This is a genomic window from Candidatus Eisenbacteria bacterium (assembly GCA_013140805.1).
Taxonomy (GTDB): Bacteria; Eisenbacteria; RBG-16-71-46; order RBG-16-71-46; family RBG-16-71-46; genus JABFRW01.
In genome coordinates this window covers 16661-37680 of sequence record JABFRW010000025.1, presented here as the reverse complement: position 1 = coordinate 37680, position 21020 = coordinate 16661, and the positions used below count along the sequence as shown (strand labels likewise).

The 21020-nt window shown below is 65.5% G+C and carries 15 protein-coding genes and 1 pseudogene; 12 read left to right on the top strand and 4 right to left on the bottom strand.

Going from position 1 to position 21020, the window contains the following annotated elements:
• Positions 1–128: 128 nt before the first annotated feature.
• Complete coding sequence (locus HOP12_02575; protein NOT33034.1) at positions 129–857, top strand: DNA alkylation repair protein; 729 nt, start codon at positions 129–131, stop codon at positions 855–857.
• 28 nt (positions 858–885) lie between these two features.
• Here the strand turns inward: HOP12_02575 and HOP12_02570 are convergent, their stop codons facing one another.
• Complete coding sequence (locus HOP12_02570) at positions 886–1908, bottom strand: hypothetical protein (GenBank protein NOT33033.1); 1023 nt, start codon at positions 1906–1908, stop codon at positions 886–888.
• A gap of 186 nt (positions 1909–2094) precedes the next feature.
• Here HOP12_02570 and HOP12_02565 point away from each other — a divergent pair, with 186 nt between their 5' ends.
• The 3 genes from HOP12_02565 to HOP12_02555 all read left to right on the top strand — a co-directional run bounded on the left by HOP12_02565 (position 2095) and on the right by HOP12_02555 (position 5250).
• The gene (locus tag HOP12_02565; protein NOT33032.1) at positions 2095–3012 is read left to right on the top strand and encodes a peptidoglycan-binding protein; all 918 of its coding nucleotides are present in this window, start codon (positions 2095–2097) and stop codon (positions 3010–3012) included.
• A gap of 12 nt (positions 3013–3024) precedes the next feature.
• Complete coding sequence (locus HOP12_02560) at positions 3025–4542, top strand: DUF4403 family protein (protein ID NOT33031.1); 1518 nt, start codon at positions 3025–3027, stop codon at positions 4540–4542.
• A 138-nt stretch (positions 4543–4680) separates the two neighbouring features.
• Positions 4681–5250, top strand: coding sequence for a thioredoxin family protein (locus HOP12_02555; protein NOT33030.1), 570 nt, complete (start codon positions 4681–4683; stop codon positions 5248–5250).
• A 9-nt stretch (positions 5251–5259) separates the two neighbouring features.
• Here the strand turns inward: HOP12_02555 and HOP12_02550 are convergent, their stop codons facing one another.
• On the bottom strand, positions 5260–6732 hold the full coding sequence (locus HOP12_02550; protein ID NOT33029.1) for an aspartate aminotransferase family protein: 1473 nt from the start codon (positions 6730–6732) through the stop codon (positions 5260–5262).
• 203 nt (positions 6733–6935) lie between these two features.
• Positions 6936–9221, bottom strand: coding sequence for a T9SS type A sorting domain-containing protein (locus tag HOP12_02545; GenBank protein NOT33028.1), 2286 nt, complete (start codon positions 9219–9221; stop codon positions 6936–6938).
• Positions 9222–9947: 726 nt separating this feature from the next.
• On the opposite strand from HOP12_02545, the gene HOP12_02540 reads away from it, so the two are divergent.
• From HOP12_02540 to HOP12_02530, 3 genes and pseudogenes are all read left to right on the top strand, one after another.
• Positions 9948–10448, top strand: coding sequence for a hypothetical protein (locus HOP12_02540; GenBank protein ID NOT33027.1), 501 nt, complete (start codon positions 9948–9950; stop codon positions 10446–10448).
• A gap of 11 nt (positions 10449–10459) precedes the next feature.
• Positions 10460–11134 carry a redoxin domain-containing protein gene (locus HOP12_02535; protein ID NOT33026.1) on the top strand — a complete coding sequence of 225 codons (675 nt, stop codon included), beginning with the start codon at positions 10460–10462 and terminating at the stop codon, positions 11132–11134.
• Between the two features lie 63 nt (positions 11135–11197).
• Positions 11198–11877, top strand: a pseudogene (locus HOP12_02530) (alpha/beta hydrolase).
• A 341-nt stretch (positions 11878–12218) separates the two neighbouring features.
• On the opposite strand, the gene HOP12_02525 reads toward HOP12_02530, so the two are convergent.
• On the bottom strand, positions 12219–13280 hold the full coding sequence (locus tag HOP12_02525; protein ID NOT33025.1) for a hypothetical protein: 1062 nt from the start codon (positions 13278–13280) through the stop codon (positions 12219–12221).
• A gap of 164 nt (positions 13281–13444) precedes the next feature.
• Between HOP12_02525 and HOP12_02520 the strand changes: the two genes are divergently transcribed.
• The 5 genes from HOP12_02520 to HOP12_02500 all read left to right on the top strand — a co-directional run bounded on the left by HOP12_02520 (position 13445) and on the right by HOP12_02500 (position 20996).
• Positions 13445–15196: a protein kinase gene (locus HOP12_02520; GenBank protein NOT33024.1), complete on the top strand. Its 1752-nt coding sequence runs from the start codon at positions 13445–13447 to the stop codon at positions 15194–15196.
• Positions 15197–15201: 5 nt separating this feature from the next.
• Complete coding sequence (locus HOP12_02515) at positions 15202–15417, top strand: hypothetical protein (protein ID NOT33023.1); 216 nt, start codon at positions 15202–15204, stop codon at positions 15415–15417.
• A gap of 115 nt (positions 15418–15532) precedes the next feature.
• Entirely contained in the window at positions 15533–17041 is a 1509-nt protein-coding gene (locus HOP12_02510; GenBank protein NOT33022.1) for a T9SS type A sorting domain-containing protein, read from the top strand.
• 88 nt (positions 17042–17129) lie between these two features.
• A complete protein-coding gene (locus tag HOP12_02505; GenBank protein ID NOT33021.1) occupies positions 17130–19955 on the top strand; it encodes a protein kinase in 2826 nt (941 codons plus the stop codon).
• 111 nt (positions 19956–20066) lie between these two features.
• The gene (locus HOP12_02500) at positions 20067–20996 is read left to right on the top strand and encodes a hypothetical protein (protein NOT33020.1); all 930 of its coding nucleotides are present in this window, start codon (positions 20067–20069) and stop codon (positions 20994–20996) included.
• The last annotated feature ends 24 nt before the right edge of the window (positions 20997–21020 follow it).

The window sequence follows — 21020 nt, the reverse complement described above, 5'->3', positions numbered from 1 at the left end:
GCCTAGCGCACGGAGGGCGTCGAGCCGGAACGGGCGGATGCCGCCCGTTCCGGCTCGACGCCCTCCGTGCGCTAGGCTTCGAAGGCAGTGCGCGACGCATCGGCCCAGAAGAGGAGGGACACGATCCCATGCCCCCGAAGGCGAAGAAGCCAGCGGCTCGAATCGCTGCTCGCAGCTGGACCGCCGCAGAGGTGGTCGCGCTGCTCGAGCAGCGCAGCACACGCCGCGATCTCGACAATCTGAAGCGCTTCGGCATCGCGGCCACCCGTCCGCTCGGGGTATCGATGGCGAACATTCAGGCGGTCGCCCGGCAAGTCGGGCGTGACCACGAGCTGGCGAACCGGCTGTGGAAGACCAACGTCTACGAAGCGCGCATGCTGACCGCATTCGTCGACGAACCCGAACGTGTGACCGCGGCACAGATGGATCGGTGGTGCGAGGACTTCGACAACTGGGGCATCTGCGACACGCTGTGTTTCAAGTTGTTCGATCAGTCCCCGCACGCGTGGTCGCGCGTGAAGTCGTGGAGCACTCGTCGCGAGGAGTTCGTCAAACGAGCCGCCTTCGCACTGCTCGCGAGCCTCGCGTTGCACGACAAGCGGTCGCCCGACGCGCCCTTCCTGGCCAGCCTCCGCCTGATCCAGCGCGCCGCTGCGGACGAGCGCAATTTCGTGAAGAAGGGAGTGCTGTGGGCGCTGCGAGGCGTCGGCACACGGAACTCGAAGCTGAAGGCGGCAGCCGTCAAGCTCTCGCGTGAACTCGCGGAGTCGTCGGAACCGGCCGCGAAGTGGATCGGAAGAACGGCGATGCGAGAGATGAGCAAGCCGGCAGGCGCGGGGAAGCGCTCGGATCGGTGAGGTCTCTGCGCGGGGCCGAATCGACGCGTCAGGGTGATTCCCAGAGTCCGATCCAGCCGACGGTCGTGCCGATCGCTGCGTTCGAAAAACCGTAGGCCGCCAACAGGAGCGAGCCGTCGGCGCGCTGCAACACATCGGGCGAGAGTACGCGCAGATCGTTCCAGCTGCCCGGAAAGCCGGGCGAGAGCACGGGACCGTCGGGATCACGAACCCAGGTGACCCCGTCATTCGAGATCGCGTGCCCGATCGCGATGCGCGTGTCAGGCGCGAGTGGTTCGACGAAGCCCGAGTACCAGAGATGCCAGCGTCCGTCGACATGGCGGACGCACGGCTCGAGCACGCTCTCGTCCCACGCTCCCAGCCGGCGCTCGAACACCGGGTTCTGCGGGTGGGGGGCCCAGGTGAGCCCGTCTAGCGAAGTGAGCAATCCGATGCCCACCGTGGTTCCCGCGCCGGTGTAGTAGACCCGCCACACCCCATCCGGACCGCGCACTCCGCATGGCCCGGTCACGAACACCCCGTCCCAGGCTCCGGGCGTCGGTCGATAGATCGGCAACGCAGGCCGCGTCCACTGAATGCCGGCGGAGTCGCCCGAGAACATCATTCCGATCGCGGGCTCGACGAAGCCGCTGTCGCGGTAGCCCAGATAGAACATGCGCCAGCGCGTCGCTGAGGTGTCCCAACTCAGCGACGGCGTCTCGATGAACCGATCCCACGCACCCGCCATCGCGATGCCAATGACAGGAGCGGCGGGCGACCAGTCGAACGAGAGGCCCGGATCGGCACTGGCCCTCGCGATCACCGGGCCGCCCTGATCACCACCGGTCGTCGCCCACAGGAGGAGCGACCCGGTCGGAGCACTCGCGAGTGCGGGGTCGCCCGCACCGAGGCAGTTCCAACTCGGGCACGGTCCCGGAAGCAAGATGGGATTGCCGGCGATCGAACGCCAATCGACTCCCACCCGCGCGGGAATGGGAGGACGCCCGGTGTCGGATCCACAACCACAGAGCCACGCCAGCATCACCACGACGAACGTCCGCCACTTTCGCATGATGCGCGATCCTACCGGGTCTGGCTCCTCGGCGCCGGATGCGCCGCCGCCTCGCGCTCCAATTTTCGGCCGTGACGGTTTATCCTCCGGCTTCACGCAATGAGCGATGGAGGCTCGAATTTGCGGGGGCAATCATTGCCTGAGAGTTCCACACGGGAGGACCATGTCATGGTCGGGTTTCGCTCGATGCTCAAGTGCTGCGCACCCCTCGCGCTCGCTGCCGTCATGGCCGCGACCAGCTCCATCGCGCTCGCGAAGGAACAGAAGGAGCCCACGATCCCGGTCTGCGACAAGAAGATCGGCACGCTGTCGGTGGTCGAGCCCGAGAACAAGTGGTGGACCCAGTACAACCTGGAATCGCCCGAAGCACTCATCAAAGTGTTCGTCGCGCAGAGCAAGTGCTTCACGCTGGTCGATCGCGGCAAGGGACTGGCCGCCGCACAGAAGGAGCGCGCACTCGCGTCGGGTGGGGAGATGCGCGGCGGCTCGAACATCGGCAAAGGCCAGATGAAAGCCGCCGACTACGTACTGGTGCCGGACATCGCGAACAAGAATGCGAACTCGGGTGGCAAGAAGATCGGCGGCATGCTGGGTGGTCTGGTGGGTGGCGCCGCGGGCGCGGTGCTCGGTGGTGTGAGCTTGAAGAGCAAGACCGCCGACGTGGTGCTGACACTCACCGACGTGCGATCGACCGAGCAGATCGCGGTCGTTCAGGGCCACGCGAAGAAGACCGATCTCGGCTGGGGCGCGGGCGGCGGTGCCTTCTGGGGCGGCTTCGCGGCGGCCGGAGCGAGCAGCTACGCCAATACCGAAATCGGCCAGGTCGTTGCGATGGCGTACCTCGATGCCCTCACGAAACTGGTCGAAGAGGTGCAGAAGATCTCGCCCGACGCCAAGGCGGACAATGTTTCGCAGTCCGTCACCATGGCGAAGCCCGGTCGCATGTACGCCAAGGCCGACACCAAGTCGACGGTGGTGCGAGACCTCGACATTGGAATGATGCTGTACCCGACCGGCGAGAAAGAGGGCATCTGGTGGAAGGTCTCCGACGAACTGGGCAATGAGGGCTGGGTTCCTTCGACGCTGTTCGGACTCGCGAAGTAGCGATGTGCGCCGATGACGCGGTCACGCCGCAAGCTCGCACTCATCGGGCTGGTGCTGATCGGCACGATGGCCGGGGTGTGGTTCATCGTCGACCGATCGACACTGATACTCGACGCGCCTCCGCCGCAGTTCATCCGAGAGCTCGCGGACACGCTCCCCCCGGTGCCGAAATCCGTCGTCGAGGCGCCGGTGACCTACGACCTCGACACCGCGATCGATTCCCTCGAAGCCGCCGTTCCGAAGACCTATGGAGACCTCGAGCGGCGCTTCGAAACATCGAACAACAGGCGCGTGAGTTTTGCGTTCCTGCTCCACCGTTCTCCGTTTCGCGTGACCGTCGAGGGTCACACGGTTTTCATCTCTGCCGACGTCGAGTACTCGGGACGAGTCTGGTACAAGCCACCGCTCGGTCCCGAGATCGAAGTGTCGTGCGGCACCGGCGGCGACCCGCCGAGACGTGCAACGCTCACACTCGAGTCCACCGCCGAACTCACGCGCGAGTGGGGCATTCGCACCCAATCGCGCATCGCCCGGCTCGAAGCGGCCAGCGATAGCGCTCGCGACCGGTGTCGGCTCACGTTTCTGCGGCTCGACATGACGCCCCGCGTCCTCGAGATCACGGAGCGGTTGATCAGCGAGAGGCTCGGCGCTTTCGACGAGGCGGTAGCGCGATGGCCAGTGCGCCGGCGCTTCGAGAAGATCTGGCGCGATCTGCAGAAGCCGCTGCGCCTGACCGACAGCCTCTACATGACGATCAATCCGACCGCCGCGCAGCTCGGCGAGGTTGGCGCCGATGGCAAGACTGTCTTTGCGAATTTGCGTCTGGTCGCGACCCCTCGCGTGACTTCGGGACCCAGACCCACACCGGCAATCGTCTCGCTTCCACCGCTCGAACGCGCCGATGACGTCGGCCGTCGTGCGCAGGTGCTGATCGACGGGGCGTTCACCTACCCGTTCGCGACCCAGCACCTGAAGCGGGCGCTGGTCGGGCGCAGCATCGAGCAAGCCGGCCACCGGATTCGCATCCGAGACGTCCGCATTTCCGGGATCGGCGGGGGCAAGGTGGCGCTGGGCGTCGCCCTCTCGGGAGCGGTTCGCGGCCGGCTGTATTTTTCGGGCACCCCGAGTTTCGATCCAGTGACTCGCGACATCACGGTTCCGGACCTCGACTACGACATCGGAACCGCGCAGATCCTGGTCAAGAGCTACGAGTGGCTCGCCGACGTGCGACTTCGCGACTTTCTGCGCGAACGAGCCCGCCTTCCCGATTCGGTAGTGGTACAGCAGCTCTCGCAGCATGCCGAGAAGGGAGTGAACCGCGACCTGCCGGCACGCGGCACGCGTCTGAGCGGCCGCATCGACCACGCGGAAGTGATCGAAGTGCGCGCGCTGGTCGCAGATCTTCGTATCCGAGCGCTCGCGAATGCGGAGTTGAAGCTCGCGATCGACCGCGCGCCATCGATTCCCCAGCCCCGGCAACCCGATGGGAAGGACGCGGCTCAGAACGAAGCGGGCGAACTTGCGAACTGAGCACCGCTTCGAATCGCGCTCGATGGTCGCACCGGTTGCCGCCAGCTTCGCGAGCCGCTAGCGTGCCACAGGATCCTGCATTCGGACGCCAACCAGGTGCGATCGGCGGAGGGTCGACCACACCGCGAAGGAGGCTCCATGGCTGAGACACTTTCGACGATACTGCCGCTCGGAACCACGATGCCGACCTACGCGCTCACCGATGCAGTGAGCAGCGAGGCCTTCACGGATCGCACGAGCGCAGGAGCGAAGGGCACGCTGGTCATGTTCATCTGCAACCACTGTCCGTTCGTGAAGCATGTCATGCCCGAGCTCGACCGCATCGCAGTGGACTATCTCGCGCAGGGCATCGGCATCGTCGCGATCAATGCCAATGATCTCGTGGCGTATCCGCAGGACGGGCCCGGCCCCATGCGAGAGCTGGCCGAGGCGCGGGGCTGGAAGTTTCCTTTCCTGTTCGATCAGGACCAGAGCGTTGCGCGGGCGTTCGGCGCCGCGTGCACACCTGACTTCTTCGCGTTCGATTCGCAGCGACGACTCGCTTATCGCGGTCGGCTCGACGAGAGCCGGCCTGGCTCCACGACGCCACTGACCGGCATCGAGCTCCGCGCCGCCCTCGATGCGATCGTCGCAGGTCACGATCCGACTCGGGATCAGCAGCCGAGCGTCGGGTGCAACATCAAGTGGACGGTGCCGGACGCGTCATGAACCGACGCATCATCGGCTTGCGGTCAAAGCCGAGGGACGCAGGTCCGTGTCGACATCGCGACCCACTCGCGCCGACAGGACAACGAGTGCGGCCATGTCGGCGGTGCGGGTGTTGAAATTCACCACGCACGCCCTCAGCATGTAGCGACCACGGATGACGGCGTTGGACACGAACGCCTCCCCGCCGGACTGCACACGCTCGAGCACTTCACGGTTGAGTGCGTCGAGATACGCATCGACCGCTGGCTCTCCAATACGACCGCGTAGATCGGCCGGCACGAACCGGTAGGTGGTGATGCTCAGCTCATGCGTGCAGAACTCCAGCTCCGGATGCGCCTTCACGGCTTCGGCGAGCGCCGCGGCCAGCGCCATGTCGTCGGCGATCATGCGCCGATACCCCGAGGCACCAGCGTGGCGCAATCCGAGCCACACCTTGAGGGCCCGGAACCCGCGTGAGTTCTGGGGTCCGAGGTCCACGTAGTTGAGCACGTTCTCGCCGAAGTTGTAGTAGGACGGCCGGTAGGAGAACGCCTTGCGCAGAGCATCGACATCGCGCACCAGCGCACACCCGGCCTCGAGCGGAGCGTAGAGCCACTTGTGAGGGTCGACCGCGACGGAGTCCGCGCCGCTGATCGCGAGCAGATCCGCGGGGGCCAAGTCGACCGCGGCCGCGAAACCGCCGTACGCGCCGTCGACGTGAAACCACAGGCCCTCACGCCTGCATACGAAGCCGATCTCCCGAAGGGGATCGACTGCGCCGGTACTGACGGAGCCAGCCGTGCCGACGACCAGAAAGGGCAGGTGCCCGGAAGCGCGATCTGCCACGATCTGCCGTTCGAGCCGCTCAACGTCCATGCGCAGATCGTCACGAGTCGGGATGAAGCAGACGGAGTCGGTGCCGAGCCCCGCAAGGTCGGCGGCCTTCTGGAGCCACGTGTGGGTCTCGGCCGAGGCGTAGGTGCGCAGCGACCGGCCGGCGGCGACCCCCGCGGTGCGCACATTCCAGTCCGCCTTCGAAGCGCGCGCGGCCCAGAAACCGATCATGTTCGCCATGTTGCCGCCGCTCACCAGCACACCGCCGCAGTCGGTCGGGTAGCCGATCAGTTCTGCGACCCAGCGCACCGTCTGCGCCTCGATCTCAGTTGCGGTCGGCGACAGCACGAAGCTTCCGACATTGGAGTTCACGGCGGCGGCAAGCAGATCGGCGAGCACGCCGATCGGAGCGGGCGAGGAGGTGATGTAGTCGAAGAAGCGCGGGTGCGCGTTGAACAGCGAGTGCTCGAACAGGAGTCGAGCGGTCTCCTCGAGCAGCGGCCCGGCAGCCGCTCCGTGCTCAGGAAGCGGAGCGTCGAGCCGGAACGCCGCTCGCACTTCCGCAGGGGTCCGCGCAGGCGTCACCGGACGGGAAGCGATCGACTCGAGCACTCCCGCGAGCTGATCGACGAGCGCATGTCCCGCGGCGCGAAACTCGGCGGCGTCCATGGCGAGCGGCACGTCGCGCGATTCCGAGTCACGAGTCGGGCGCGGTGTCCTCACCGAGCGTCCACGTCAGTCGCGGTCCTCTCGTGACCGCACTTCGCGCACCTGGCCTGCGTGGTCGGCATGGTCGACTCCTCGGGCGGAGACTCTACGATCGCCCGAACGATCCGTTATCGCACCGACGACGACAAGCCGAATCTGCCAGCCTACCGCAGCAGCGTCACCCACGCCGCGCGCTTGTCGCGAGCGGTCTCGATTCGCACCAGGTAGACGCCGGACCGGACCGGATTCCCCGAATCGTCACGGCCGTCCCAGGTTCGCGACGCCTCTCCGGCAGCCTGTGCACCAGCCGCGATTCGGCGGACTGCCCGGCCCGCCACGTCGAACACCACGACTCGAGAATCGGCCGCGCGACTGAGCGACCAGGCGATCCGCGTGGAACCGCGCGCCGGATTCGGCGCAACCGACAGGGCGGTGATCTCCCCCGGAGCGCGCGGGCGCGCGGCTGAGGGCACCGCGGTCGACGAGGTCTTGCAGAAGCGGTAGACGCGATGCATTCCAGCGTCGGCCACGTACACCGACTGCGTCTCCGGGTCGAACTCGAGCGCGCCGTCGTTGAACGAGTCGAATCCAGATGCGAGCAATTCGACCGCGCCGGTCGCGGGGTTGATGCGCCGCAGAGTGTTTCCGCCGGTCTCGACCACGTACAAGCGCGCCGCCGCCAGATCGTAGGCGAGGCTGATCATGCCCGAGAGCGGCGTCGAGAGGGCGATCGGGGTGAGCACTCCGGAGGCCGAGATCGAGTAGATGTTGTTCGCGTCGTTCATCGATGCGGTGTACACGACGCCCGACGGTCCGGCCGTGACGTCGCGGAAGTCCGGACTGCCGGGGAGATCGGCGATGACCTGCAGCTCGCTCTCGGCCACTGAAGTCTTGAAAGCCCACAACTCGTCGGGCCCGCTGTAGCCGGGATCCATCACCAGAATGTCGCCGGGGTCCACATTGGGGCCGTCGAAGCCCGGTGGCGCGAAGCACATGCCGCTCGGATCGTCGTCGCCGGCGTGGAAACCCGACACCCACACCGAGGACAAACCGCCCGACCAGCGGAACACACTTCCGCCGGTATCCTCCGCGATGAACGCACTCCCCGTGGCGTCGAAGATCACCTGCGTCGGGGTGGCGTAGGCTTGCAGCCGCACGCCCGCGCCCAATCCGGTCACGCGATACAGGCCGCCGCCCGAAGCGGAGGCCGCGTCCACGAGGCCGTACAGCTCGTTGTCGACCGGGTTGAATCCGATTCCGCCGATGGTGACGAAGCTCTCCTCGCTGCACTTCGCGAAGTCAGGCGACTGGAGCACCACGGTCTGATCAGGATCCGAACAGGCCGCCGCCAGCCGTCCGAAGTTGTCGATCCCCAGCACTTCGGTGCCATCCATGAGCTCCGCCTGGATGCGGCACTCGGTGACATCCGCAAGGAGCGCGGGCCACGTTCCCGAGTCCAAGGTCCACGCGCTTGCTTGAATCGGGAATTCGTATCGCGTCCATTTGAGCAGTGAAGTCGAGACGTCGGCGATCGCGAGCGAGACGTGCGCGACACCGCCGGGTCCCGAGATGCGAATGAACTCCGGCACGTTCAGCACGGACCCCGCAGAGCTGACGAGTCGGGTGTCGATCGTGACCCGGCCGCTGCCATCGAGCGGAGACCAGTTGCCGAGGAATCGCGCGGGCACGAGGGCGTAGGAGACACCCGTGCCGTCCGCGACTCGACAGTAGCCGCCGCCGTTGCCCTGGCTTCCGGGATTCGACACTCCGCCGGTGCTTGTGAACGACCAGTCGCCGAGTCCGGCGGTGTTGAATGTCTCGAGGACGCATGAATCGAAGAAGGGCATGACGGTGCCGGTGAGTCGGACGTTGTCGAAGCGCACCTCCTCGGCTCCGGAGATGAACTCGACCTGGATGAGCACCGTGTTCACGTGCGCCAGGATCGCCGACCAACTGCCGGATTCGATCACCCAGGTCGTGGAGTCGAGCGGCGCACCGACCGTCGCCCAGACGTCCTGCGGCGGCATGTATCCCCCTAGCGTGTGGGCGGCTCCGCCGGGTCCGGAGATTCGAAACTGATAGGGTTCGCCGACCTGAGTGCCGTTGATCCGATGCAGGAAGAGATCGAGCCTGATCGAGTCGGCGCTTGTCATTGCGCTCCAGTTGCCCAGATACGCCGGAGGGGCGACCGCCAGATTGTTGGCGCCCGTGGCGAGGTCGTTCACGTCGAAACAGCCGCCCGGGTTTCCACCCGTCGAGCTCCATACCGAAGCGTTGTCGCCGGTCACGAGCCATCCCTCCAAGCTGGAATTGAAGGTGGTGGTGACGAGCGCGGCAGCCGGCGAAGGCGTGAGGGGGATCGCGAGAAGCAAGCCGAGCGGGAGGGCGACCGCCGTGACGATCGAAGCTCGCCAGAGTCCGAAGGGAGCGACGAGGTTGCGATTGCGCATGGGGGCAGTCCTGGGGGAGGGTTTGACTCGAAGTGCTCTCCCAACGCATTGCGGCAATCGTCCGGAGAAACCGTCACGCGGTCGGTCGCTCCGCGACGGGCCCAGCCCGGACTGGATCCTGACCGCCGGGCGCCGCGAGGAACATGCTAGGCTGTCGGCTCATGTGGTCCAGATGGTTGTGTCTCGCGCTCCTCACCGTTCTCAGCCCCACGACGACTTCGTGGGCGGAGCCCGTGTGTTGCGAGTCGGACCGTACGTGCTGCGCCGAGGAACTCCCGCAGTGCCCGACGCTTCCGAGCGGAGAGTGCATCGTGGCCGCGGCTGCGAATCCCTCGGCGGTCGCGGTCGAGCCCGGCAATCTGTGCCCGCCCGCCCTGAGTTCTCCTGGCATCGTCCAGGTGAACCAGGCGACCGCAACCGGCCTCCTGCAAGCGAGTCTCGCACCGGCGCACGGGCCCCCTCGATTCCTGCGCTTCCAGGCTCTTCGGAACTGACGCCTCGACCACGACTGGTCGCTTCGTCACGTCGTGCTGCATTCCGAATGGAGCCTTCATGCTTCGGTTCCTGATACTGGCTGTGACTTTCACGGGGTTCGCTGCTTCCGCGTTTGCCACTGATTCCGACACGAGCGGAGTCGGCACGCTTGCACGTCGACCGCGACCGAGTGCTTCGACACCTACTTGAAGTGGCTGACCCGGCGAAGGGGCGCCGCTCCGGGGGAGTGGCTTGCAATCGAATTGGGTGCTCGCGCTGCGGTACGTTGACACCGAGCTGGAGCGACCTCGCTGGCGTACGACTGCCAACTATCGCGTGATCCCGACGCTGCAGCTCGGCCTCGAGTACAACCCTGTGGCCGGTGAAGTCGGTGCGCTGGCGACCTGGTTCGTGTTGACCGAAACCGAGCGTCGGCCCGCCCTGTTTCTCGGCACCAGTTCAGATCGGATCGGCTCACCGAAAGGAACTCAGTCGTACTACTTGACCGCCGCCAAGTACCTGCCGCTCGTCCACACCTCACCCTACGTGAGCCTGAACTACTCGGAATGGGACAACGGCTGGAACGTGCCGATCGGAGCGAACGTGGAGCTCGGCGGAGGCGTTTCGGTGCAGCCGATGTACGACGGCCACCGAACGCATCTGCTCGCGACGTACGCCACGAACCGGTTGAGCTTCACGCTGATCTGGGCGTGGCTCGAGCGCGCCGGTGTCGCCATGTCGTTCGGATTCTGAAAGGACCCGTGATGAACAAGTATCTGGCAATCATCCTCATGAGCCTCGCGCTCTCGATCGGACCTGCGTTGCACGTCGCTCCCGCAAGTGCGGCCCCTTCCAAGGGCATTTGCCTCGTCTGCAAAGTGACGAGCGGGGAATCGGAAGAGGAGCCGGTCAAGGCAGTGCGCAAGCACGAAGGCAGGGAGTACGGCTTCTGCTCCGAGAGGTGCGCCGAAGCATTCGAAGCGGACCCCGCCGCCTACATTCGGCCGAGCTTCCCGCGGCCGACGCCGGCATTCGCGTTGACCGATCTCGCCGGTCGTACGCTCTCGCCCGAGTCCCTGAAGGGGCAGGTCGTATTGCTCGACTTCTGGGCCACCTGGTGCATCCCGTGCCGCAAGTCGATGCCCGAGTTGCAGGCGCTTCACGACAAGTACTCGAAGCGAGGGTTCACGGTCATCGGGGTGTCGATTGACGAGGGCGGGCCGAGCAAGGTGAAGAAGTACGTTTCCGCGAAGAAGCTCACCTATCCGATCGCAATGGACACCTCACGGAGCCCCGCCTGGGATGCGTTTCGAGTGAAGGCGGTTCCGGCGGCGTACCTGCTCGATCGCAGCGGGCAGATCGTGGCCCAGTGGACGGGAGTCCCGGCGGATGTGGCCGCGCTCGAATCCGCACTGTTGGAGTTGCTCGCGGCCGACTAGTCTTACGCGACCTCAGGCACATGAGAACGACTCGTTGCCCCATCCGCCCCTGAGGAGGCAGTCATGACGCAGAGTCTCGTCAATGCACCGCGCGAAGACACCGTCGAGGGAGTTGGTGGCCTCAAGATCTTTGTTCGCTCGTGGCGTCCGATTGCGCAGCCTCGCGCAGTCGTGTTGATCTGCCACGGCTTCAACTCCCACAGTGGCTACTACGCGTGGGTCGCTGAACAACTCACGGCCGAGGGACTCGCCGTGTATGCGCTGGATTTACGCGGGAGGGGCAAGTCGGACGGCGAGCGAATTTTCATCGAGAAGTTCGCGCACTAAACCAGCGACGTCGCGGCGCTCAAGGGACTCAGCCACGTCGCGCCGCACGTTTACGTGTTGAAGCTACACAACGAGGATTTCTCGCGTGATCCGAGCGTGGTCAAGTTCATGAACGAGGACCCGCTCATCGCGAACGAAGTTCAGCCCACGCTGAGGTGGCCGAGATGGTGCGCGCCGACGAACGTCTCAAGCGAGAGTTTCCGCTCTTCAAGCGGCCGGTGCTGATCCTGCACGGCACGCTCGACAAGGCCACCCGGCCGAGCGGCAGTCAACTCTTCTACGACACCGCGAGCTCGACCGACAAGACGCTCAAGCTCTACGAAGGCCACTATCACGACCCGCTCAACGATGTGGGCAAGGAGAACGTGATGGCGGACATCACGGGCTGGATCAACGCGCGCCTGCCGAGGGCCTGAGTCGCTCGTGCAGGTGCTGAGAGCCGACATGCCGCGCAAACGGCCCGCCGGCACCCATCGGCGTCGAGCGCTTCGACCGCCTCGATGCGCCCGACGCCAGTCTGACCGCATGACTCGTGAGGACTCTGGCTCGACCCGACGCGAGAGGGTTGCGGACTACTTCCCCTTTTTGCCTGGCACGCTCGGAGCCGGATGCGCCTTGGTAAACGCCTTCGCCTTTTTCTGGTCTTTCTCCGTTGTGGCCTGCTTCTTCTGTCGCTCTTTCGACTTCGGAGACTTGTCGCCCATGGACCACCGCCTGAGGTTTGGGTAATGGGAGCAGCTCGCGACCGAGTTGCACCCTACCTCACCGCGACCACCCTCGTCATCGCAACGGTCGGTCCCGAGCTCAGTCGAACGAAGTACACACCGTTCGGAACGTTCATGCCGTGGTCATCGCGACCATCCCAGAGGAATACACCGCTGGCCGTCGCAGGGGTGCCACCGCCGACCGCGAGCCTGCGCAGGCGACGCCCGACAGCGTCGAAGATCGCAAGCTCCCCTCGCTGGCTCAGGCCGCCCAGGGCATAGCGAAGCTTCACGGATCCGCCGGTCAGGATGCTCGGGAGTGCGGACAATTCGACGCCGCCTCGGGCCGTCCGCCTTGCGACGTCGGTCGCGCCGACCGGACGGGTATCCAGCAGCGTCGCCAGTTGAAGGGCGAGCCCCGTGTCGCGCACTTCCTGTTCGAATCCGGTCGTGTCCTGGGGCTGCATCCACACCACACTCGCGTCGTGAGGCAGAACCTCGAGGCCATTCGCGAAATCTGCCTGGGTGGCGAGCCGGGTCTGCACGCCCATCGAATTCAGCTGCCCCATCAACTGCTGCTCCAGGATCGAAGCGGGCATTCCCGGGAATGTCGGCAGCGTCACGGTGCGGCCGGAGATCGAGACGCGAAAGGAACCCGGCGATCCGTCCGCCGCGTATCCGCTGGCCGTCCCCGAGAGTGAGCACAGCGCAAACTGGTCCACCGCGGGAGCGGCGGAATAGAAACCGTCGGGCTCATCCGACTCATCGTTGTCGATACCCGCCCCGGTCACGGTCCAACCGTTCTGGCCGACCATTCCCACCTTCGCGATGCTCTGCGATGGGAGCACCGTATCCGCCTTGGTTACCGCGAACGCAGCCCAGAACAGGTTGGCTTTGTACTCGGCAGTCCACGACGAGTCGACCGCGAGGGTCACCGAAACGACACGGGTCTCGATCCCGCGCTTCACGACGACATGCATGGTCACGTTCCCGGTTCGCGTGGGCTTCCCGCAGATCACGCCGGTCCCGGCGTGAGCCTGTGTCGAGATCGCGACGAGCGCGAGGGCGATGAGTCCGGTGCGCCAGCTCTTCGAGCGTGGGAGTAGCGTGGTCATGACCGCCTCCTCTTGCCTGGTTCCGAGTTCGACACGACCGCGAGGCTGCTGTCACGGGCGCGTCCGAGTGACTGGAAACGAGATTCGACGAGGACTCTTACTCTGGACTTACAGCTCGCTGATTCCCTGACGCGGCGCCGCGCGAACCGGTGTACATCCCCGCGATGTCTCTGACTCCCGCGACCCGCCTCGGTGCTTACGAGATCCTCGCGCCGCTTGGGGCCGGAGGAATGGGTGAGGTCTATCGCGCTCGCGATACGCGCCTGGGTCGCGAAGTGGCAGTGAAGGTGCTTCCTGCCGACATGTCGGCCCGGCCCGATCGGCTGGCTCGCTTCGAGCGCGAGGCTCGCTCGGTGGCCGCGCTCAACCATCCGAACATCGTCACCCTCTTCAGCGTCGAAGAGGACCGCGGCGTCCGATTCCTGACCATGGAGCTGGTCGAGGGTTCGAGCCTTGATCAGCACGTCGAGCCAGGCGGGCTGCCGATCGCGAGAGTGGTCGAGCTTGGCCTGGCGATAGCGGACGCGCTCACCGCCGCGCATACCAAGGGTGTCGTGCACCGCGATCTCAAGCCCGCGAACGTCATGGTCTCGCGGAAGGGTCGGATCAAGGTCCTGGACTTCGGGCTCGCCAAATACGCCGACTCGGCGGCACCGCTGGAAACGTCCAATGCCGCAACGCTGCCTGCACCCATCTCACTCGACGGACAGCTGGTCGGGACCGTGCCCTACATGGCGCCCGAGCAGATTCGCGGCGGTGCCGTCGACGCGAGGAGCGATCTTTTCGCGCTCGGCATCCTGCTCTACGAACTTCTGGTCGGACGCCGGCCGTTCACGGGAGAGAGCACGGCGGACGTCAGCTCCTCGATCCTTCGTGACGCGCCGGGACCTCTGACGCACATTCGCGCCGAAGTTCCGGTTGATCTCGATCGAATCGTCTTGCGCTGTCTGGAGAAGGACCCACGCTCACGATTCCAAAGCGCACATGAGGTCTGCAACGCACTCCGCGGGGTGCGAGATTCGCTCGTGAACGGAGATCGCCGCTCCCAGTCGGTGCCGGTCGAAGCCACCTCGTCGATCGCCGTGTTGCCATTCGTGAATCGGAGTGCCGACGCCGAGGACGAGTACTTCTCGGACGGTCTCGCGGACGAGCTGCTCAACGTGCTGGCCAAGATTCGCGGCCTGCGCGTGGCGGCGCTGCTCGAAGGCAGCGTACGAGAAGCCGGCAATCGCGTCCGGATCTCGGTCCAGCTGGTGAAGGTGGTGGACGGTTATCACCTGTGGTCCGAGACCTACGATCGCACGCTCGACGACCTCTTTGCGGTTCAGGACGACATCGCGCAGTCGGTCGTCAAGAAACTGCGCACCACGTTGCTCGGGGAAGCGCCCGGCTCCGATGCGAGCGGCGTTGCGAGAGCCGACGTCACAGCGGCAGCACGAGGCCGCGGCACCGATTCCGAGGCGCACCGATTGTTCCTGCAGGGCAGCGTCTTCGTCGCGCGAAACACCGGCCAGGATCTCGCTCGCGGAGTCGAGTGTTTTCGCCAGGCGCTCGCTGGGGATCCCGGTCATGCGATGGCCTGGAGCGCGCTCGCGCAGGCACTCGTCTTCCAGGCCGCTCAGGGGTTTGCGCCCGTGTCCGAAGGGAATGCCCGGGCGCGAGAGGCCGCAATGCGCGCGTGCGCACTCGAGCCCGAACTCGCCGAAGCCCATCCTGCGCTGGCCTCCATCCAGCTCTGGCACGACTGGGAATGGAGCGGCGCCGAAGCTTCCGTGGCCCGAGCGCTCGCGCTCGCGCCCGGGAACGCCGACTCGCTTCGCCTCGCGGGCCTGCTCGCGTTCGATCGAGGTCGGCTCGATGAATCCACCCGGCTGTTCGAGCGCGCAATCGAGCGGAGGAGTCGGATGAGGCACTGAAGGAGTTGATTCGCTACGGCGCGGGGCATTCGGACTATCAGATCGCCCAGGTGTATGCGGAGCGTGGCGAGTCCGACGCGGCCTTCGAGTGGTTGGAGCTCGCCTATGCCAATCGCGACTCGGGGCTTTCCGTCATGAAACCGTCGCGCCGCTTCCGTTCGTTGCATATCGATCCGCGATGGGCTGCGTTTCTGAAGCGGATGGGATTGGACTCGGCCTGACCCCGCAACCCGATGACCCGCTCGCGGCGCAAAAGCTTCCCATGCGGATGGTCGCCCACTGGATCTTCAGATAGAGATGTCGTGGCCGGCGAAGGAGGAGTAGATTCACTCCGCCATGCACTCGCTCCTGCTTGCAGTGACTCTGCTGACGGCGGTTCCCCTTCCGGGCGTCCACGAGATTCAGTCGCGACCCGCGCCGATCCTGATGGTGCACTACATGCCGTGGTTCGAAGCCGGGCCGACGGCCGGACCGTGGGGATGGCATTGGACGATGAACCACTTCAACCCGAACTTGGTCGATGCCCAGGGTCGTCGCCAGATCGCTTCGCACTACTATCCGCTGATCGGGCCGTACGACTCGCGGGACCCCGACCTGGTCGAGTACCACGTGCTGCTGATGAAAGTGGCCGGACTCCAGGGCGCGATCGTGGATTGGAATGGATCCTCGAGCCTCTACGACTATCCGCTGGGCAACTCCGCGACGCGCAGACTCTTCGACGCGCTCGCGGTGGCCCAGCTCTCGTTCGCAATCTGTTACGAAGATCAGTCCATCACGCAGCTGATTCTCAACGGGCGGATCAGTTCCGCTCAAGCCATCGGGCAAGCTCAGGCGGACATGGTGTACGTCCGCGACCGGTGGGCGAACAAGCCGGCCTATCTCACGCTCGACGAAGCACCGGTCGTGTTGAACTTCGGCCCTCAATACTTCCAGACCCCGGCGGAGTGGAAGGCGATTTTCAGCGTCTTCAGCGACACGCCGCAATTCTTTCCGCTCAACTTCCGCCTCAGCACGCTCGCCGCTGGCGCGTTCTCATGGCCGCCGATGTGGGCGTCCGTCGAAGGCGTGCTGGCGCCCGAGCGTCTCGACGAATACCTCGACGAATTCCATGCGAACGGCGAGACGTGGCCGGGCCATGTGGGCGGTGCGTTTCCAGGCTTCCACGACATCTATGAACAGGCAGGCGTTCAGCCTTCGTACGGCTACCTCGACGCCCGCGACGGGCTGACCTTCTCGGAAACGCTGAATCGAGCCCTGATCGCGCGCTCGCCAATCATTCAGATCGTGACCTGGAACGATTTCGGCGAGGGAACCAATATCGAACCGACGCTCGAGTACGGCTATCGGTATCTCGAACATGTGCAAGAGGTGGCGCGTGAGTTCCGGGAGCTGCCCTACTCGGCGCAAGACTTGAGGCTCCCGCGCGCCCTCCACGCACTACGAAAGCAGAATCGTGGGAATGCGGCCGTGATGGCTCAGTTGAACCAGGCGGCTGCGTTCATCCTCTCAGGACAACCTGCGGAGGCCCGTGCAATCCTTGCTTCACTGCAGGTGACCGCGATCGAGCCTGAGTCGATTCCGACACCCGATCAGGCCGTTCAGATCCGCCCGAACCCGATGGTCAACTCTGCAACGGTTCTGCTTGACCTGCCGGCTTCGGGCGAGATTCGCCTCGACGTGTTCGACGTAACGGGGCGCTGGATCGCATGCCTGGCGTCGGGACATCATGCCGTGGGCCGTCACGGCTTCGACTGGGATGCGAGGCGCCAGTCGAGCGGCATCTACCTCGTGCGGCTGCAGGCCGGACGTAGCGTCGTCACGCGCAAGGTGCTCTTGCAAAGGTAGGACCGCCGGGCCTTCGCGACCGTGAGGAGCGCGCGGCCGCTCTGCTAGAATCGCCCGCCCTGCGATCCCACTGACTCCCGAGGCGTCCATGCGATTCGAGCCGGGCTTGATGCTGGAGCGTTACCGCGTCATCGACAAGCTCGGCGCAGGTGGAATGGGCGAGGTATGGCGCGCCGAGGACACACGGCTCGGTCGCTCGGTGGCGCTCAAACAGCTGCCCGTTGCACTCGCCAGTGATCCGCTTTGGCTTGAGCGTTTCCGCCGCGAGGCGCGCACTCTGGCCTCTCTCAACCACCCGAACATCGTGACGATTCATGCCGTGGAGGAGTCGGGCGACGGCCCGTTCCTCGCCATGGAGCTGGTTCAGGGACGGACGCTTTCCCACGAGATGTCGGCGGGTGCGCTCGCGCCTGCTCGCGCGCTGGAACTCGCGATCACGATCGCGCACGCGCTCGCGGCCGCGCACGGACGCGGCATCGTCCATCGCGACGTCAAGCCCGACAACATCATGCTCGGAGACGACGGGCGACTGCGGGTGCTGGACTTTGGTCTCGCGACGTCGGGTGTCGTTCCCTCACCGCTTGCAAAGGGCTCGCTCGCGCCGACGCTGGCCCTGGCCGACGACTTGACGCAGCCCGGCTCGATCGTCGGCACGGTGGTGTACATGTCGCCCGAGCAGGCGCAAGGCCGGCCGGCCGACGCTCGCTCGGATGTGTTCTCGCTCGGCATCGTGATGTACGAACTGGCCTCGGGCCATCGGCCGTTCGCGGGCTCCGATCAGGTCTCGATCCTGGCCTCGATTCTGCGCGACACCCCGCCGGCCTGTGATCGGCTGAACCCCGTGGTTCCCGCGCGGCTATCCGCGATCATCCACCGCTGTCTCGAGAAGGATCCGGAGCACCGCTACGACACCGCGGCCGAGCTGCACCTCGAACTGGTTCGCCTGCGCGACTGGGCGCGTGGCGAGGCCTCTGCCGAGCTGGCGCGCATCGTCGACCGCATCCAGGGACTCGAGGAAGGGCCCGAGGCATGGCAGGCATTCCAGCTCGGCCGCGAAATCGCGAAGCTCGCGCCTGACGATCCACAGCTCGAACGACTGCAGACCTACTTCGCGCGCGCGATCGGAGTCGCGTCCGAGCCGCCCGGGGCGAGGGTGTCGGTCCAATACTACGGGGCACCGGAGTCCGAATGGACCGCGATGGGCGTGACGCCGCTCGACCGTGTGCCGTGGCCCAAAGGCTTCACGCGTATCCGACTCGAGCGCGAAGGCCATCGGGTCGTCCAGGACTTGATCTGGAACATGGAGTTCATCGGCACGGACTTCCTCTATCCGATGTCCCCGCCCGGGCAGTGGCCCGACGACATGGAGTGGGTTCCGGCTGGCCGGTTCGAGTTGTTCATGCCGGGCCTCGATCACCTCGAAGCCGAGCCGATGGCGGGCTTCCTGATGGATCGCGATCCGGTCACGAACCGCGACTACAAACGCTTCATCGAGGCCGGCGGCTATCGGAACTCGGAGCTGTGGCGCGAAACAGTGACCGTCGAAGGCCGCGCGCTGACGGGGCTCGAAGCGTCGGCTCGCTTCGTCGACGCAACGGGACAACCGGGACCCGCCGGGTGGGAGGGCGGCACCTTCGCGCATGGAGACGAGGATCTGCCGGTGACCGGCGTGAGCTGGTACGAAGCGGCCGCGTATGCCGCGTGGGCGAACAAGACGCTTCCAACGATCTTTCACTGGAATCGCGTGGCGTTCACCTGCGCGAGCGCACAGATCATCGCGCAGGCGAATTTCGGCGGGCGCGGTCTCGTCCGAGTCGGCACGACGCACAGCATGAATCGATTCGGCGTCCGCGATCTGGCCGGCAACGTTCGCGAATGGGCGTCCAATGCCACCGAACGCGAGGGCAATCGTTTCCTTCTCGGCGGCGGTTGGAACGACCCCGAGTACTCGTTCAACGATGCGTGGGCCCAGGCCGCGCTCGACCGCTCGCCGACCAACGGATTTCGCTGCATCCGACACGTCGAGCCCGAAACGAACATGTCCAAACTGACGCGCGCGATCGACCTGCCGTTTCGCGACTTCCTGGCGGAAACCCCGGTACCCGACTCGGTGTTCGAATTCTTCCTTCGCCAGTTCCGCTACGACCCTTCGCCGCTGGCCTCGAAGCTCGAATCGGACGAGCCCACGATTCTGGGGCGGATGCAGACCGTGAGCCTCGCCGCCGCGTACGGCGGCGAACGACTCACGCTCTACGTGTTCCTTCCCGAGCCGGGCCATGCGCCGCATCAGGCGGTGGTCATGTTCCCGGGCTCGAACGCGATTCACACCCGCGTCTTCAATCCGCAGGACATTCGCCGTGCCGACTTTCTCGTCCGCGGCGGCCGCGCCGTGATCCTTCCCGTCTACAAAGGGACTTATCATCGAGGCGGCGACCTGCACTCGGACTACCCGTCCGAGAGCACGCAGTACCGCGACTACATGATCATGTGGGCACGCGACCTCGGTCGCGCGATCGACTACCTCGAAACCCGCGACGACATCGATGCCTCTCGGCTCGCCTACTACGGACTCAGCTGGGGCGGCTACATGGGCGCGACCATGCCGGCGATCGAGCGGCGCATTCGCGCGAACGTGCTCTACGTCGCGGGGCTGACCTTCCAGCGTGCGCTGCCCGAAGTCGACCCCATCAACTTCATCACCCGCGTCACCCAGCCGACGCTGATGCTCAACGGTGAATTGGACTTTTTCTTTCCGGCCGAGACCTCACAGAAGCCGATGTTCGAGCTGCTCGGAACACCTCCCGGGCACAAGCGGCGAATCTCCTATCCCGGCGGGCACTCGGTGCCGCGCGTCGAGATGATCAAGCAGACCCTCGCGTGGCTCGATCGCTACCTGGGACCGGTGGCGCCCTAGGGGACACGCTCCCGGGTTGGCGAAATTACGGGTGCGCCGGGGGTAAAGCCGTGAGAAACTCGCCCGCGGTTGTCACGCGCTCGACGCAGCCCACATCCCCCGGAGGCCATCATGCACGGCCGCTCTCTCGCATCGCGTGTCTCGCTCGTTCTTGCCCTTGTGCTCTCCACCACTGCCGCACGCCCCGCTCATGCGGTGTTCGGCGGACCCGGTGACATGTTCGTCACGGGAGACGTCTCCAATACGGTGCGCTCGTACGGCGGTGTGTCGGGCTCGTTCATCGGACTGTTCGGCACCATCACCAACAGCCCGCTCAGCATCGACTTCGGCGCCGTCAACGGTCGCGTACTGGTCGGCGGCTTCGTCGGCGGCGTGATGGAATTTGATTCGTCGACCGGCGCGTGGATCAAGACTTACGGACCGCCACTGTGGGCGTGGTCGGGGATCTACGCTCCGAACGGCAACGTGCTGGTCGCGTCGTCGGCGACCGATCAGATCCTCGAATACGACAGCACCACCGGCGCATTCGTTCAGCTGTTCGCGCCGGTACCCGGCGCACCGTCCGACATGCGTTACGGGCCGAACGGCAACCTGTATGTCTGCACCTACACCGGCGGCATGGTGTGGGAGCTGGATCCCACCAGCGGAAACGTCATCAGCCTGTGGTCGCTGCCGCCCAACTCCCGGGCAAACGATGTCGAGTTCCTGAACGGCGAGATTCTCGTCACCGCGATGGGCAATAACGTAGTCTATCGCTACGATTCGACCCCGGCGCACAATCTGCTCGGTAGCTTTGGCGATGCGAGCTGGGGCAACGCCCACGGCCTCGAAGTGAGTCCGCACAACGGACACATCTACGTCGTCGATGGCGTAACGGCACAGGCGTTCGAGTTCGACCCGATCACTTTCGCGCTTTTGAACGCGAACGTGTTGAGCCCGGCCCCTGGCGACAAGGTGGTGGACATCGCGTTCCGCCCCGAAGACGTCCCAACCCCTGCAGTCGTCAGCAGCTGGGGACGGATCAAGCGGCTCTATCGCTAGCTCAGCCGGGAGTCGTCGCAGCCG